Genomic DNA, 15,715 nt, shown 5'->3' with positions numbered 1-15,715 from the left:
GGGGCTGGGGAGCACTTACTGTCGGTGGCGGTCCCTACACTCGGTCCTGCGCGGCGGCGGGTCCGACGGGCCGCGGAGGGGAGCAGACGATGCCGATCCGGGAGTTGTCCGGATTTCCGCGGCGGCGTTCGATAGGTTGTCCCGCGCACCCGGGTGCAGACCGCCGGACGGCAGGCGTCGAGCAGGAATAAGAGGGGTCCTTCGATGAGCACGCTGCAGTTCAAGAAGTCGCCGCGGCTGGCCGCGCCGCGTCCGCCGGGCGGCGAGGTGCACCTCGAGCCGCCGCCCGAGGTCCCCCGCACCATCCCGGGCAACATCGTCGCGAAGGCGATTCCGGGTGTGATGATCTTCGCCTCGCTCGGGATGATGGTCTTCATGTTCACGGCCGGTGGCCGGAACCCGACCACGATCATGATGAGCGGCATGATGCTGATGGGCACCGTCGGCATGCTCGCCGGTGGTGGTGGCAAGGGTGGCGGCGCCAAGAAGGCCGAGATGGACGAGGATCGCAAGGATTATCTGCGGTATCTCGGTCAGATGCGGGACCGTGCCCGGGAGGCGATGGTCGATCAGCGGGCCGCGCTGGAGTGGGTGCATCCGGATCCGCAGTCGTTGTGGTCGCTGGGGGCGAGCCGGCGGATGTGGGAGCGCCGGCAGAACGACCAGGACTTCCTGCACCTGCGCGTCGGCCGTAGTTCACACCGGCTGGCGACCCGGCTGGTGCCGCCGCAGACCGGTCCGGTGGACGAGCTGGAGCCGATCGCCACCCTCGCGCTGCGCCGGTTCGTGCGCGCGCATTCGATCGTGCCGGATCTGCCGACGCAGATCACGCTGCGTGGGTTCGCGGCCGTGAGCATGCAGGGTGAGCGTGCGCGGACCCGCGCGCTGACGCGGGCGATGCTCGCGCAGCTGATCACTTTCCACAGCCCGGATGACGTGATGATCGCGGTGGCGACGAGTGGTCGGGCGAAGCAGGAGTGGGAGTGGGCGAAGTGGCTTCCGCATGTGCAGCATCCGTCGTTGTCGGATGGTATCGGCCAGTTGCGGATGATGGCGGGGTCGTTGGCGCAGCTGGAGGCGTGGCTGGATGAGGAGCTGGGGGAGCGGCAGCGGTTTTCGCGGAATGCGACGCCGGCGCCGGACCAGCCGCATGTGGTGATCATCATCGATGATGGTGAGGTCACGCGTGAGGAGCAGATCATCCTGGAGGAGGGTCTGGTCGGGGTCACGTTGATCGATTTGTCGGATTCGCTGGGGAATCTGGCGGCGCGGCGCGGGTTGCGGCTGGTGGTGGAGGAAGACCGCCTGGGTGCCCGGAGTGCCGGTGGGGTGGAGTGGTTCGGCCGGCCGGACTGGTTGAGTGTGGTGGAGGCGCAGGCGCTGGCCCGGTTGATCGCGCCGTATCGGGTCGGCACCGGTGGTGGTGAGGTCAGTGACGACGAGCCGTTGCTGTCGAATCCGACGTTGCTGGAGTTGCTGGGGATTCCCGGGGACCCGATGACGTTCGATGTGCAGGGGGCGTGGCGGCCGCGGCCGGTGCGGGATCGGTACCGGGTGCCGTTCGGGGTCGGGGAGTACGGGCAGGCCGTCGAGCTGGACATCAAGGAAGCCGCGATGGAGGGCATGGGCCCGCACGGGTTGTGCATCGGGGCGACCGGGTCGGGTAAGTCGGAGTTCTTGCGCACCTTGGTGCTGGGACTGCTGGCCACGCACTCGTCGACGAATCTGAACATGATTCTGGTGGACTTCAAGGGTGGCGCGACGTTTTTGGGGTTGGACAAGGCCCCGCACGTGGCGGCCACGATCACGAACCTGGCCGGGGACCTGACGCTGGTGGACCGGATGAAGGACGCGATCGCCGGTGAGGTCAACCGCCGCCAGGAAGCGCTGGCCAAGGGCAACTACAAGAACGTGTGGGATTACGAGAAGGCCCGGGAGAACGGGGCGGATCTGGATCCGTTGCCGGCGTTGTTCATCTGTATCGACGAGTTTTCCGAGATGTTGACCGCGAAGCCGGACTTCATCGACATCTTCCTGCAGATCGGGCGGGTGGGCCGGTCGCTGCAGATGCACATGCTGCTTGCCTCGCAGCGGCTGGAGGAAGGCAAGCTGCGTGGCCTGGACACGTATCTGTCGTATCGGATCGGGTTGAAAACGTTCTCCGCGGCCGAGTCACGGGCGGCGATCGGGGTGCCGGACGCGTTCGAGCTGCCCTCGATCCCCGGCTCGGGGTATCTGAAGTTCGACACCTCGACCATGGTCCGGTTCAAAGCCTCCTACGTCTCCGGCCCCTACCGCCCGGCCGGGATCAAAGCGGCCGGGCCGGCGGCGACGGTGGTGCGGGCGGACAAGCGCCCGCAGCTGTTCGTGCCGGACTTCGTCGAGCTGCCCCCCGAGCCGGAACCCGAACCGGAACCGATCGCCGAGGAAGAACCGCAGCGCAAAGAGTCGGACGAGGCGAGCGAGCCCAGCGAGCTGGAGGTGATGGTCGATCGGTTCATCGGGCAGGGCCCGCCCGCGCACGAGGTGTGGCTGCCGCCGCTGGACGAACCCAACTCGCTGGACACCATGCTGCCCAACCTCAACCCCACCGAGGACCGCGGTCTCTCGCCGGTCGGGTTTTTCGGCAACGGCCGGTTGCAGGTGCCGCTGGGGATCGTGGACCGGCCCTTCGAGCAACGCCGCGACATGCTCTGGGGCGACTTCTCCGGCGCGGCCGGGCACGGCATCGTCGCCGGCGGCCCCCAGTCGGGCAAATCGACCATGCTGCGGACGCTGATCATGTCGATGGCCCTGACCCACACCCCGGAGGAAACCCAGTTCTACTGCCTCGACCTCGGTGGCGGCACCCTGGCCGGGCTCGCGGACCTTCCGCACGTCGGCGGGGTCGCGGTCGCCCGCCGCGAACCCGACAAAGCCCGCCGGATCGTGGCCGAGCTGACCACCCTGATGACCGAACGCGAAGGCCGCTTCGGCACCCTGGGCATCGACTCGATGACCGAGTTCCGCAACCGCAAACGCCGCGGCGAGATCACCGCCGAGCAGGACCCCTTCGGCGACGCGTTCCTGATCGTGGACAACTGGCGCGCCCTGCGCGACGACTTCGACGAACTCGAACAGTCCATCACCCGCCTGGCCACCCAGGGCCTCGCCTACGGCGTGCACGTGATCATCTCCGCGAACCGGTGGGCCGACCTGCGCCCGGCGATCAAAGACATGATCGGCACCCGCTTCGAACTACGCCTCGGTGACCCCACCGAATCCGAAATGGACCGCCGCACCGCCGGCAACGTCCCCACCGGACGCCCCGGCCGCGGCCTGACCCGCGACAAACTCCACCTGCTCACCGGGCTGCCCCGCATCGACGGCTCCAGCGACCCCGACACCATCGCCGCCGGCGTCGCCGACGCCGTCGCGAAAATCCGCGGCGCCTGGCGCGGCCGCACCGCACCCCAGGTCCGGCTGCTGCCCGACCTGATCACCTACGACGAGGTCCTCGCCCAGGACCACCGCCGCGACACCCAGCTCGTGCCGTTCGGGGTCAACGAGGAAAACCTCGCGCCGGTCTACCTCGACTTCGACGCCGAACCCCACTTCTTCGCCTTCGCCGACGGCGAATCCGGCAAAACCAACCTGCTACGCCAAATCGCCCGCGGTATCTCCGAGCGCTACACCCCCCAACAAGGCGTCATCCTGCTCGTGGACTACCGCCGCACCATGCTCGGCTTCCTCTCCGGCGACTCCCTGCTCGGCTACGCCGTGTCCTCCGCACAGCTGGACACCATGATCAAAGACGTGCACGGCTCCATGACCCGGCGCCTGCCCGGACCCGACGTCACCCAGGACCAACTCAAAAACCGCTCCTGGTGGACCGGACCCGAACTGTTCATCCTCGTCGACGACTACGACCTCGTCGCCACCCAAACCAACAACCCGCTCAAACCGCTGTCCGAATTCCTCGCCCAAGCCAAAGACGTCGGCCTGCACCTGATCGTCGTCCGCCGCACCGGCGGCGCCTCCCGCGCCTCCTACGACCCCGTCATCGGCAAACTCAAAGAACTCGCCGCACCCGGCATGGTCATGAACGGCTCCAAAGACGAAGGCGCCCTCATCGGCAACATCAAAGCCGGCCCCATGCCCCCCGGCCGCGGCATCATGCTCAGCCGCAAAGGCGGCCGCCAACTCATCCAAGCCTCATGGATCCAGCCCGACTGACCGCTGCCGGCGACGGCAGCGGTGCGGGGGAAGGCGCGTCGGCGGGCAGCGGTAGGAGCATCGGGTGACGGTGCGGGTCGCGGTGGACTTCGGGACATCGAGTACCTGCGTCGTCGTCTCGATCAACGGCCGCGACCCCCAGGTCGTGGTGATCGACGGGCAGCCGCTCATGTCGTCCGCGGTGTACGTGGCGGCAGACGGCACGCTGTTCGTCGGGCAGGAGGCCGAGCGGCAGGCCGCCGTCGATCCGTCGCGCTACGAGCCGAATCCGAAGCGGCGGATCGACGAGGGCGAACTGCTGCTCGGCGATGCGGTGCTGCGGGTGACCGACGTCGTGCACGCCGTGCTGGCCCGTGCGGTCACCGAGGCCCGGCGCATCGCGGGGCAGGCGGAGGTCGACCTCCTCGTGCTCACGCATCCGGCCGACTGGGGAGCCATCCGCACCCGGCTGCTGCGCCAAGCCGCGGGCCGGCTGGCCAGGGAGGTCGCCCTCGTCCCGGAGCCGGTGGCCGCGGCCGTGTACCACGCGGCCACGTTCGCGCCGAGTGCAGCGCCGGACGGGCGCACGGTCGAGTACTCCGGCAGCCCGGGTGACGTGCTGGCGGTGCTCGACCTCGGTGGCGGGACGGTCGACGTCAGCGTGGTCCGCCGTTCCCCGGAAGCCGCGCGGGCAGTGGGCGGCCCTCCCCGGCGCGGCGGGTTTCAGGTGCTCGCCACCCGGGGCGATCCGTCGTTCGGTGGGGCCGACATCGACCAGGCGCTGCTCGAGCACGTCGGCTCGCTGGTGTCGGACACGGATCCGCAGGCGTGGCGGCAGCTGGTCGAGGGCCGGGAACTGGCCGAACGGCGCCGGCGCCGGGTGGTGCGCCAGGACGTGCGCGGGGCGAAGGAGACGTTGTCCCGGCACGCCTACACCGACGTGCCGCTGCCGCCGCCGTTCGCGGACGCGCACGTGACCCGGGAGGACCTGGAGCGGCTGATCGCCGCCCCGCTCGGCCGGGTGATCGAGCTGACCAGCGCGGCCATCGCCGACGCCGGCCTGCGCCCGAAACAGCTCACGGCGATCTTCCTGGTCGGCGGTTCGAGCCGGATCCCGATGATCTCGCGGCTGGCGCACGAGCGCACCGGGGTGGTGCCGACGAGCCTGGATCAGCCCGAGACGGTCGTCGCCCGCGGAGCGCTTCGCGCGGTGCAGCTGGACCCGGACCGCACCGGCGCCCTGCCGGGTACGCCCATCGCCGGCCGGCGACCGGAGCACCGCACCGAGGTGGTGCTCCCGTCCGACCAGCCGGACCCCGACCACCGACCCCGCCGCGGCGCGCCTTCCCCCGGCCGGGGATTCCCCGCGGACCCTTTCGCGGCTCCCGGCTCCTTCCCGGCTCAGCCCCTTCCCCGGAACAGCCAGGGAAGCCCGTTCGGCACTGGTTCGCCGGCGGGTGCGGGCGGCCAGTCCGGCCCCGGCAACCCGTTCGGCGCAGGTTCGCATGCGGGTGCGGGCGCGCCGGATGCCTTCGGCGTGGCCCCGCCCGGCGGCGCTCCCGGTGCCGGTTCGCCCTCGGGGCCGGGTGGTGCTCGCGGTGGCGGGCCCTCAGGGTCCGGTGGTGCTCGCGGTGGCGGGCTCTCGGGTTCCGGTGGCGGTCGTGGCGTGGGGCCATCTCCGAGGCCGGGCGCACCGGGAAGCCTTCATGGCGCCGTTCCCGCGTCGGGGCCGGGCGCGCTGGGTGGCGCTTCTGGCGCCGGACCGTCCTCGGGTCCGGGTGCGCCAGGTGCTTTCGGCGCGAGTCCCTCGTACCGTGCCGGTGGTTCCGGGACGGCGCACGGTGACGGCGGTGGGTCCGACGGTTCGTCCGGAAAGGACGCCTCCGCGCCGGGGAAGTGGCGCCGGAAGCCGTTGGTGGCCATCGCCGTCGTGGCGGTCGCCGCGGTCGCCGCGGCGGGAGTCGTGTTCTTGGTCACCCGGCCGGACGATCAGGCTTCGTCCGGCAAGACGTTCCAGCAGTACGACTTCAGCCTCGAGGCGCCGCAGGATTGGCTGCAGACCGGCGATACGGTCGCCGAACGGCAGGTGGTCCTGCACCCACAGGAGGCACCCGAGGGCGGGGATCTCGTGGCCGCCGAGGAGGTCGTGATGAACTACGACGCGACCGCCGACCCGCGGCGGCTGCAGGACGATCTGCAGACGATGGCGGGACAGAGTGCGAGTTATTCGGCGTTCCAGCCGAAGTTGGCCTACGGTGGCCGGACCGTGATCAGTTACCGCCAGACCAAGGACGACGGGCTCCAAGTCGATTGGTTCGTCGTGGCGAAGGGCCGGATCCGGGTGCACGTCGGCTGTCAGTACGACCGGCCGGCGCTGCGGCAACGCGTCGGTGTGGCCTGTGAGCAGATCGTGCGGACGCTGAAGATCACCAGCTGAAGGAGGCGCCCGTGCCGTCCGAACCGGAGTCCGCCGCGGCGGCGTTCACCCGAGCGGGCCAGGACGCGGTCACGTTCTCCCGCCGCGTCGCCGGCACCGCGCTCGCCCGCACGGAGCGGCACCGGAACGAGAACCGGGAACTGCTCAAGGAATTCGGCCGGCAGCGGATCGCCGGTGGTGCGGCCGCGACGCCGTCCGCGTTGCGCGGAGCCGCACAACGGTTCCGCCGGGCCCGCGGGCTGCCCCTGCCGGTCGCGCCGGCCGAGGCCGTCACCGACCGGGGAACGCCCCCGGTTCCCGCGGATCCGCCACGGACGAGTGAAGAGGACGAGGACTTTTCGCAGTTGCGAATCATGCGTCAGGCCTGAGCGGAACCGCTTCCCTGCCGCTGTGCGTGTGCTAACCACCCTGGTGGGCACCGTTCTTTCTTCCCGTCCGGTGTCGGCCGGGCCACCGGAGCGGCCGATCGGTTCCCCGGATCGGCGTTCACGCAAGCAACTACTTCCCAGGAAATCGCGACAAGGGCGAACCGAACTGGCACTGTCTTCGTCGTAGGTGCGTACCGGGAACACAGAAGCGGTACACACAACCACTGACGAAGGGGGCAACTCCCATGGCTGGCGGCTTTACCGGGACACCGCAACAGTTCACCGAGGCGGAAGGTCGCGTCGTCGACGTTCGCGCCCAGATGGACCAGCAGCTCTCCAAGCTCGAGGGCGAGATCGAAGCCACCCGCGCGGGTTGGCAGGGCCAGGCGCAGACCGCGTTCGACAACGTGATGCGCCGCTTCAACGACGCGGGCAAGGGCCTGAACGACGCCCTGCAGCGCATCGGTGAGCTGCTCAAGGAAGCGGGCTCGACCTACCAGCGCAGTGAGGAACAGCAGCACGAAATCGTCGAGTCGCTCAACAAGGGCTTCGGCGTCCTCGGCTGATCTGTTTCGTTTCCTTTCTTTTCACCTTCTTTTCATTCTTTGATGGGAGTTAGCCATGCCTGACGGCCGCATTGTCGTTGATCCGTCGACCATCCACCGCGCGGCGGAGGACTGCACCGCCACCGGTACCCAGCTGGGCAACCTGTTCGATCACCTGAAGCAGGACCTGAACCCGCTGACCCAGGACTGGACCGGTGAAGCGAAGGACCAGTACATCCAGGCGCAGAACGAGTGGGACCAGAAGTTCGAGGAGCTCAAGCAGCTGCTCGCCCAGGTCGCCGCCGTGCTGCCGCAGATCGCCGACGGTTACCAGTCCACGGACCGGAACGTGCAGAACCTGTTCTGATCCCGGTTTCCGAAACCACGGCGGGCCTGGCACCTTCGGGTGCGGGCCCGCCGTTTTCGTGTACGGAGCCGGAACGGGTGGGGCTGGCAAGCCGATTCGCTGTCCCGCTGGGAGCTGCGGGGGATGGTGAGCTGATTCCTTGTCCCGCTGGGAACTGGTGCGGTCGGTGTGGCGGTTCCGGCCTCGCCCGGAACTGGGGGCTGGTGAGTCGGTTCCCAGCGCTGCCGGGAACTTCTGCGATTCGTGAGCCGGCTGCACGACCCATCGAGTTGCGTGTCCGGGTGTGGGCGCTGGATTCGTTGCGGCGTAAGGTTTTCGCCGCAGCGGCGCGGTCAGTGTGGCGCGCCGACCGAGTACTCCGGCTTGTCGTTGAGGACTCGCACCGTCACCTTCTTCGGCTGCCCGCCCACGTCGACAGTGCAGTCGAAAGTGGTCCCGTTCTGGGCTGCCCGTCCGGACGGGCATTCGACGTTCTTCACGTCCGGCTCGCCGTAACTGTCACCGAGAACGCGAGAAACGCCGTCCTGCAACGCCTTCTGCTCCAAGGTGTCCCCGTCGAACGCGCCGGCCGCCCACGCCACCGCAACCACCGCGGCGACCACCACGACCCCGATTCCGCCCAGCACCGCGGGCTTCCGATGCCACGGCTTCTTCTCCGCCGCCGTCGAGAACGCACCGAGCCCGCCGTACCGGGACGGCTGGAACCCGCCACCTCGCCGAGTCACCGCACCATCCACACCGGACACTCGAGCCCCCGGCCCGTTCGGCGGTGCCCACTGGCCGTGGTTGGCTGCCGGTGCCGGGCCGTTCCAGCTGCGAGGGTCGGGCGCCGGTGGCGGGCCGTTCCAGCCGCCCGGACGCGGTGCCGCCACGGACTCGTTCCACTCGCCGGGACGCGGTGCCGCCGCGGGTCCGTTCCATGCGCCGGGTGCCCATCCGGCTTGTCCGGGTGCCTGCTGCCCGGGTGCCTGGTGCCCTTCGGCCGGAGGCCACTGCCCGCCCGAGCCGTAAGGCGCGGCCGTGCCTTCCGGACCCGGCCGCGCACCAGGCCACGGTCCGGCCTGCGCGGCAGATCCCGGCTGCGGTTGGCTGCCAGGCGCGCCGGGTTGCGTCCCCGACTGGGCCCGCGGCGTCCCCGGCTGGGGATCGGGTTGGCGACCCGGGGCCGTCCCCGGCTGTGGCTGCCACCACTGCGGCTGCTGGTCGGAAGGCCGGTTCATCGGTGCTCACCCCGGATGCACATCAGTTGCCCTGCAGTTCGCCGAGACGGCGGTAGAAGTCCTGCTCCGCTGCCTTGTCCGGCAGGGCCGTGACCTGGGCCGCGTCCGGGACCTTCGGCAGGTCGTGGGTGGTGGCCGTGCCGGTGAAGCGGAAGTCGTGGCGCAGTTCGATCCGGTGGCCGTCGCCCTGGAGTTTCGCGGCCATCACGAATTCGGACAGTGACCCGTCCGGCTTCAGCTTGATCGTGGTGGGCACCACGGACTTCTTCAGCTCCGGGCCGACCTTCGCGAGCAGCTTGTCCGGCAGGACCTCCACGCGGTTCTCGAGGAACTGCGAGAACGGCACGTTCACGGTCAGCTCCACGGACCCGTCCGCCGAGCTCTTCGCGCCCCGTACGGACTTCTTGTCCTTCTCGTACGCGCCGTCCACGGCCTGCGCCATCTTGCACGCCGTCTGCACCCCGCCCCACGCGCACTGCTGCACCAGACCGGCTTCCGGCTTCGGCATCGACACCCACGGCGTCGGCGCGAGCGATTTGTACGCAGCGCCGAGGAAGACGTACTCGACCGTGCCGGCCGCGGGAGTGAAAGTGTCGATGACCTCGTCCGGGTTCTTCTGCGACCGGTTGTGCACCACCCGGCTTTCCGGGTTGCCGGTGCGGGCCGAGGTGATCAGCTGGTGCACCCACTGGTCGTCGAACCGGAAGTAGGCGTCGACCGAGTTGGTGACGTCACGGGCCGCGAGGACCGAATCCCCGAGGTCGGACATGGCGTTCTCGAACTTGGCCCCCACGTACGCCGCGGCCTCGTCGCCGTCCGCGAGCGCGGTGCCCGCGCGGGACTGCCCGCACCCCGCGGCGAGCGCCAGCACCGCGCCCACGGCGCAGATCGTCCGGGTACTCCTCGCTCGTCCACTCACCGCATGTCCCCAGGTCCTCGGCTTTCCCGCGCCGGCCGCGCGTCCGGATGGTCTCATTCTGGCGTGTCGCGGGCGGCGACGCGGTCGTTTCGGCCACCCGGAACGGCTAGACTCGCTCAAGCCGGGTGGCCGACGGGCTTGCCGACCCCCGCTGCACACCTCGTCCCACCCCCGGGTATCGTCATACGTCGTTGTGCGTTGCGGCGCGTCAGCGCTCGGCCCGCACAGAACCCACACGCAATGTTGACGACGAGGTAGACCCTTGCCCACGTACAGCCCCAAGCCCGGCGACGTCACTCGTGCCTGGCACGTGATCGACGCCGAGGATGTCGTGCTCGGACGGCTCGCGACCGAGGTCGCCACGCTGCTGCGCGGCAAGCACAAGCCGACCTACGCCCCGCACGTGGACACCGGCGACTTCGTCGTCATCGTCAACGCCGAGAAGGTCGCGCTCACCGGACACAAGCGCGAGCAGAAGTTCGCCTACCGGCACAGCGGTTACCCCGGCGGTCTGCGCAAGCAGTCCTTCGGCGAGCTGCTCGACACCCGGCCCGAGCGGCTGGTCGAGAAGGTCGTCAAGGGCATGCTGCCGAAGAACAAGCTCGGCCGCGCCATGGGCAAGAAGCTGAAGGTGTACGCCGGCCCGCAGCACCCGCACGCCGCGCAGCAGCCGCAGGCACGCGAGATCAGCAAGATCGCGCAGGTCGCGAAGTGAGTGAGGAACAGTCTGTGACCAGCACCGAGACCGAGGTCGTCGCCTCCACGGAGACCCCCGCGGGCGAGGCCGTGGCGACCAGCGAGACCCCCGCCGCCCCGCGTCCGTCGCGGGCCGCCGGCGGCAACGCCCAGACCGTCGGCCGCCGCAAGGAGGCCGTGGTGCGCGTGCGCGTCGTGCCCGGTAGCGGTGAGTTCAAGCTCAACGGCCGCAGCCTCGAGGAGTACTTCCCGAACAAGGTGCACCAGCAGCTCATCCGCGAGCCGCTGGTCACGGTCGAGAAGCCGGACTCGTTCGACATCTTCGCCAACCTGCACGGCGGCGGCATCTCCGGCCAGGCCGGTGCGCTGCGCCTGGCGATCGCCCGTGCGCTGATCGAGGTCGACGCCGACGACCGCCCGGCGCTGAAGAAGGCCGGCTTCCTGACCCGCGACGCGCGGGCCACCGAGCGCAAGAAGTACGGCCTCAAGAAGGCCCGCAAGGCTCCGCAGTACAGCAAGCGGTAACGGTGCGCTGAGTTTCGCTCGTGGCGCAACCCCGGAAGCGTCCATCCGTCTACACGGATGGACGCTTCCGTCGTTTTCGCGATTGTTGACGCGTTCCACCGCCCGTACGCGACTGTTCCGGTGGGGGTTCCGGGGTCGCGCGGTCAATCGGGCCGCTAGGTTGTCCGTTACGCCACGGGGCACTGTTCGACGGCGTTTGACGAGGAGGTCGAGATGGCTCGATTGTTCGGCACCGACGGGGTACGCGGCCTGGCCAACGCCGAGCTGACCCCGGAGCTGGCGTTGGCGGTCGCCGCGAGCGCCGCCCGGGTGCTCGCCGCGCACGACCGTTCGCACCGTCCCGTCGCGGTCGTCGGCCGTGACCCGCGGGCGAGCGGCGAGATGCTGGAGGCCGCCGTGGTGGCCGGCCTCGCCTCGGCAGGCGCCGACGTGCTGCGGCTCGGCGTGCTGCCGACGCCCGCCGTCGCGCACCTCGTGGGCGCGCTGGAGGCGGACCTCGGCGTGATGATCTCCGCCTCGCACAATCCCATGCCGGACAACGGCATCAAGCTCTTCGCCGCGGGTGGGCACAAGCTGCCGGACAGCATCGAGGACGAGATCGTGGCGGGCCTCGACGCGGCCGGCGTCACGCGCCCCACCGGCGCCGGGATCGGCCGGGTCACCGAGATCACCGACGCGGTCGACCAGTACGTCGCCCACCTGGTCACGGCGACCCCGCATCCGTTGGCCGGGCTCAAGGTCGTGGTGGACTGCGCGAACGGCGCGTCCGCGGTGGCCGCTCCGGAGGCGTATCGCCGGGCCGGTGCCGAGGTCGTCTCGCTGCACGCGGAACCGGACGGCGTCAACATCAACGACCACTGCGGCTCCAACCATCCCGACTCGCTGCGGGCCGCCGTCGTCGAACACGGCGCCGACCTGGGCATCGCGCACGACGGTGACGCCGACCGCTGCGTGGCGGTCGACGCGGCCGGGGAACTGGTGGACGGCGACCAGATCCTGGCCGTGCTCGCACTCGCGCTCGCCGAGGAAGGCGAACTCGCGAAGGACACCCTGGTCGCCACCGTGATGAGCAACCTGGGCCTGCACCTGGCGATGAAGGCACACGGCATCACCGTGGTGACCACCGCGGTCGGCGACCGCTACGTGCTGGAGGAGCTGCGCGCATCCGGCTTCGCCCTCGGCGGAGAGCAGTCCGGCCACGTGGTCCTGCCGGCCCACGCCACCACCGGCGACGGCCTGCTGACCGCGCTGCGCCTGATGGCCCGCATGGCCGCCACCGGCAAGCCGCTGGCCGAGCTGGCCGCGGTGATGCACCGGCTGCCGCAGGTCCTGGTCAACGTCCCGGTCGCGGACAAGGCCGTGGTGGCCGAGTCCGCCGAGGTCCGCACCGCCGTCGACGAGGTCGAGGCCGAACTCGGCGAGGAAGGCCGGGTCCTGCTCCGTCCCTCCGGCACCGAACAACTCGTCCGGGTGATGGTGGAAGCCCCGGCGCACGCCACCGCCCAGGCCGCGGCCGACCGGCTCGCCGGAGTGGTGTCCGCGGTTTCCTGACCCGTCCGGGTTGTTCGAGTCTCTGCGCTCGCCGGTCCGGGGCCGGTACATTTCCTGGTGCGAGTGTTACGGCACCGGTGGCGCCTGGCCTGCGTCACAGGTGCGGTACGCAGGTGCGCTCAGGGAGGGGCTTCGATGGCGGGCGGGCACAGGGTCGATACCGAGGCGTTGACGAAGGCGGCGAAGGCGCTGGGGGAGCTCCCGCGCAGCACGGTGCAGCAGCCTCTGTCGGCGGTCAAGGACGTGCAGATCGCGAAGGGTGACTTCGGCGAGGCGCACTCCGGCAACTTCGACCCCTACCACAGCGGTGTACTGCGCCTGGCCGGAATGGTCGACGGCTACCTCCGGGCGTCCGACGCGTTCGCTCAGCGGCTCAACTCGGCGGGTGGCCAGTATCGCGCAGGGGAAGAGGCGAACACCGAGGCCGTGGAGAGGAACGGCCAGTGAGCGCGACCGCCGACGACAACGTCCCGAGCAAGCAGGAAGTCCAGCAGATCATCTTCGATCCCCGCCTGGTGGGCAACGACACCGGGCGGGATCTGGCGCTGCGCTACCTCGACTACGTCGAGGACGAGGACCCGGCCGAATACGGGTTCACCGACCGCGAGGACTTCAATCACTGGCGCGACATGCTGAAGGACAAGTTCCACATCAGCGAGGGCGACGTCAACAGTGCCGATGGCTACGAGTCCGACGTCGAGAACGCCTACAACAACGCGAAGGCCGTCTACGACAAGGGCCAGGAAGACGATCGGAAGGCCGACAAGAAAGCGGCCGACGACGCGAAGTCGAAGCTCGACGTACAGGCCGGCAGAGCCTCGAAAACCGACGCCGGAGCGGGTACCTCCGACGAGATCCTCGACCTCGGCAAGGCGGGGATGCGGACGTTCGACGTGTTCGTGCCGCTGTTCAACCGGGCGGTCGCGGTGGTCGGTACCTACCAGGCCGCGAACAAGGACGACCTCTACCGGCTCTACGACGAGCAGCGCAAGATCCCGTTCACCAAGTTCAGCGCGGGTGCCGACGAGTTCACCGCGCTCGCCGGCGCGGTGACCACGTCCTCCACCAACGTCACCGGGGAGCTGTCGAGCACCCTCGTCGACTGGCAGGGCAGCGCCGCCGACCAGGCCAGGAGCTACCAGAAGAACTACACCGCGGACGCGAAGACGGTCTCCGACGCCGCGACCCACGCCGCCGAGGCGGTGAAGAGCGCCTGCGGGTCGATCGGCAAGGCGTGCCGGGACAAGGCGGGCTGGGTGATCAAGTACCGGGTGGACTCGCTTGGCCCGGTCACCGCGCAGGACCTGGACCGGATCATCCGCATCGCCGAACTGCGCGGCAACGCCAGTCAGGACGACTTCAAGCACTGCGCGAAGTTCCTGGATCAGGAGTCCCAGGACCTGATGGACGACGATGTCTGCGATCTGAACGACGAAACGGTCACCCACATCGCCGATCAGTGCACGCAGTACTGCCGGGACAACTTCGGCAAGTTCTTCGACGGCTACATCCGCGACTTCAAGACCATGTGCACCAATACGCACACCGCTGTGGACGGCGCATGGAAAGCCCTCACGGATTTCCTCGCGCAGCTGCCGGAAGACCCGTTCGCAAACGTCGACTCACCGGCGGCGGACAGCGGGACGCAGTCGTCGAGCAGCGGCGGCAACGACAGCGGAAGCCGGTCGAGCGGACCCGGTACGAGCGCGGGTGGCAGCAGCACCCCGCCACCGGCCGCGGCCGCTCCGCAGCAGGCCGCGGCCCCGGCCGCCGAAGCCCCGACGCCGGCCGCCGCGACGGATCCGAATGTCAACCCGGTCACCCATCAGCCGCTCGAGACGGACCCGGCCACCGGGCAGCCTTACCCGATCGATCCGCGGACCGGGGAGGCGATCACGCCGGACGCCGGGCAGCCCGAGACCATGACTGTCCAGCAGGGTGACCACAAACTCTCCCTGACCGAGCCCGGCGCGGACGGCCGGATGGACATCACCGTCGACGATGGCAGTGGGAACCCGAAGGACTACCAGCTCGACTTCGGCGACCAGCAGGACACCGCACCGGACCAGCAGGGCGCTGCGGCCGATCAGCCGACGGGACAACCGGCACACGCCGGTCAGCCGGGGCCGGACGGCAAGATCCACATCGAGGACGGTGGCCTCAAGATCACCGCGGAACGGCCGCAGGGCGCGGATGGACCCACCGTCGTCACCGTCGATGACGGCACTGGTGAACCCGTCAAGTACACCCTCGGCGACGACGGCAGCGGAGCGGATGCGTCCCAGGGCAGCACCGACGCGTCGAATCTCGCACAGGGGAGTACGTCGCACGCGGTCCCGGACGGCGAGCATCGACCGGTCGAAACCTCCGGTGGCGCAGAAAACCCTGGCGTATCAGGAAGTTCCGGGGCGACGTCCGGCGCCGCGCAGCCGGCTCCGGACACCCCGCAGCACGAGATGCCCGACGTGCCGGCCGCCCGGTCCGAACCGTCCACAGTGGATGACTCTGGGCTGGACGCTTCTGGTCCGGACGACTCCACGAGTGCCCAGTCCGTGCTCAACCCGCTCTCCGACGAGGACGGGATGGGCCGGCCCGCGAGCAATCCGCTCGGCACCGCCCCTTCCGCCGGGGACGACGCGGGCGGCGGCGCGGGGCACACCTCGATCGCCGGGCTGGGCACCGCGCCCTCGGGAGCCGATCACGAGCAGCAGCAGTCCCCGTCGGCGATGGGGATGATGGGCGGCGGACTGGGTTCCGCGCCGGGCGGGGGAGACCAGGAGCGTGCGTCGAACCCGTACCGGGCGCCGGGCGGGCTGTTCGGCTCGGGCTCGTCCGGCAAGCGGATCAGCGGTTCCCTCGACGACGACACCGGCGGCACCCCGTAGCCGGCGGA

General features: G+C 69.9%; 12 protein-coding genes. 10 read left to right on the top strand and 2 right to left on the bottom strand.

Annotated features, from left to right (window positions below; genetic code table 11):
• Window positions 1–204: 204 nt before the first annotated feature.
• The 5 genes from eccCa (at window position 205) to BJY18_RS19265 (ending at window position 7,911) form a co-directional block, all read left to right on the top strand.
• Complete coding sequence (gene eccCa / locus BJY18_RS19285) at window positions 205–4,215, top strand: type VII secretion protein EccCa (RefSeq protein ID WP_184781298.1); 4,011 nt, start codon at window positions 205–207, stop codon at window positions 4,213–4,215.
• A gap of 64 nt (window positions 4,216–4,279) precedes the next feature.
• Complete coding sequence (locus tag BJY18_RS19280; RefSeq protein WP_184781297.1) at window positions 4,280–6,631, top strand: type VII secretion-associated protein; 2,352 nt, start codon at window positions 4,280–4,282, stop codon at window positions 6,629–6,631.
• A gap of 11 nt (window positions 6,632–6,642) precedes the next feature.
• Window positions 6,643–6,999: a hypothetical protein gene (locus tag BJY18_RS19275; protein WP_184781296.1), complete on the top strand. Its 357-nt coding sequence runs from the start codon at window positions 6,643–6,645 to the stop codon at window positions 6,997–6,999.
• 245 nt (window positions 7,000–7,244) lie between these two features.
• On the top strand, window positions 7,245–7,565 hold the full coding sequence (locus tag BJY18_RS19270) for a WXG100 family type VII secretion target (RefSeq protein ID WP_184781295.1): 321 nt from the start codon (window positions 7,245–7,247) through the stop codon (window positions 7,563–7,565).
• Between the two features lie 55 nt (window positions 7,566–7,620).
• Window positions 7,621–7,911 carry a WXG100 family type VII secretion target gene (locus BJY18_RS19265; protein WP_184781294.1) on the top strand — a complete coding sequence of 97 codons (291 nt, stop codon included), beginning with the start codon at window positions 7,621–7,623 and terminating at the stop codon, window positions 7,909–7,911.
• 332 nt (window positions 7,912–8,243) lie between these two features.
• Here BJY18_RS19265 and BJY18_RS37785 read toward each other — a convergent pair whose 3' ends face one another.
• Both BJY18_RS37785 and BJY18_RS19255 read right to left on the bottom strand, forming a co-directional pair.
• Window positions 8,244–8,636, bottom strand: a complete 393-nt coding sequence (locus BJY18_RS37785; RefSeq protein ID WP_312873896.1) for a DUF4333 domain-containing protein — start codon at window positions 8,634–8,636, stop codon at window positions 8,244–8,246.
• Window positions 8,637–9,153: 517 nt separating this feature from the next.
• Window positions 9,154–10,011, bottom strand: coding sequence for a hypothetical protein (locus BJY18_RS19255; protein WP_312873895.1), 858 nt, complete (start codon window positions 10,009–10,011; stop codon window positions 9,154–9,156).
• A 301-nt stretch (window positions 10,012–10,312) separates the two neighbouring features.
• Here BJY18_RS19255 and rplM point away from each other — a divergent pair, with 301 nt between their 5' ends.
• From rplM to BJY18_RS19230, 5 genes are all read left to right on the top strand, one after another.
• Entirely contained in the window at window positions 10,313–10,765 is a 453-nt protein-coding gene (gene rplM, locus BJY18_RS19250; protein ID WP_184781292.1) for a 50S ribosomal protein L13, read from the top strand.
• 14 nt (window positions 10,766–10,779) lie between these two features.
• The gene (gene rpsI, locus BJY18_RS19245) at window positions 10,780–11,271 is read left to right on the top strand and encodes a 30S ribosomal protein S9 (RefSeq protein WP_184781291.1); all 492 of its coding nucleotides are present in this window, start codon (window positions 10,780–10,782) and stop codon (window positions 11,269–11,271) included.
• Window positions 11,272–11,484: 213 nt separating this feature from the next.
• Window positions 11,485–12,822, top strand: coding sequence for a phosphoglucosamine mutase (gene glmM, locus BJY18_RS19240; RefSeq protein WP_184781290.1), 1,338 nt, complete (start codon window positions 11,485–11,487; stop codon window positions 12,820–12,822).
• A 135-nt stretch (window positions 12,823–12,957) separates the two neighbouring features.
• The gene (locus BJY18_RS19235) at window positions 12,958–13,269 is read left to right on the top strand and encodes a hypothetical protein (protein ID WP_184781289.1); all 312 of its coding nucleotides are present in this window, start codon (window positions 12,958–12,960) and stop codon (window positions 13,267–13,269) included.
• Window positions 13,266–15,707 carry a WXG100 family type VII secretion target gene (locus BJY18_RS19230; protein WP_184781288.1) on the top strand — a complete coding sequence of 814 codons (2,442 nt, stop codon included), beginning with the start codon at window positions 13,266–13,268 and terminating at the stop codon, window positions 15,705–15,707. The genes BJY18_RS19235 and BJY18_RS19230 overlap by 4 nt, the downstream gene beginning before the upstream one ends.
• The last annotated feature ends 8 nt before the right edge of the window (window positions 15,708–15,715 follow it).

Source organism: Amycolatopsis jiangsuensis (genome assembly GCF_014204865.1).
GTDB lineage: Bacteria > Actinomycetota > Actinomycetes > Mycobacteriales > Pseudonocardiaceae > Amycolatopsis > Amycolatopsis jiangsuensis.
This window is presented reverse-complemented; position numbering and strand designations above follow the sequence as displayed.

Excerpts from the sequence above, each read along its gene's own strand:
- eccCa (WP_184781298.1), top strand. The coding sequence starts at position 205 with ATGAGCACGCTGCAGTTCAAGAAGTCGCCGCGGCTGGCCGCGCCGCGT.
- BJY18_RS19270 (WP_184781295.1), top strand. The coding sequence starts at position 7,245 with ATGGCTGGCGGCTTTACCGGGACACCGCAACAGTTCACCGAGGCGGAA.
- BJY18_RS19265 (WP_184781294.1), top strand. The coding sequence starts at position 7,621 with ATGCCTGACGGCCGCATTGTCGTTGATCCGTCGACCATCCACCGCGCG.
- glmM (WP_184781290.1), top strand. The coding sequence starts at position 11,485 with ATGGCTCGATTGTTCGGCACCGACGGGGTACGCGGCCTGGCCAACGCC.
- BJY18_RS19235 (WP_184781289.1), top strand. The coding sequence starts at position 12,958 with ATGGCGGGCGGGCACAGGGTCGATACCGAGGCGTTGACGAAGGCGGCG.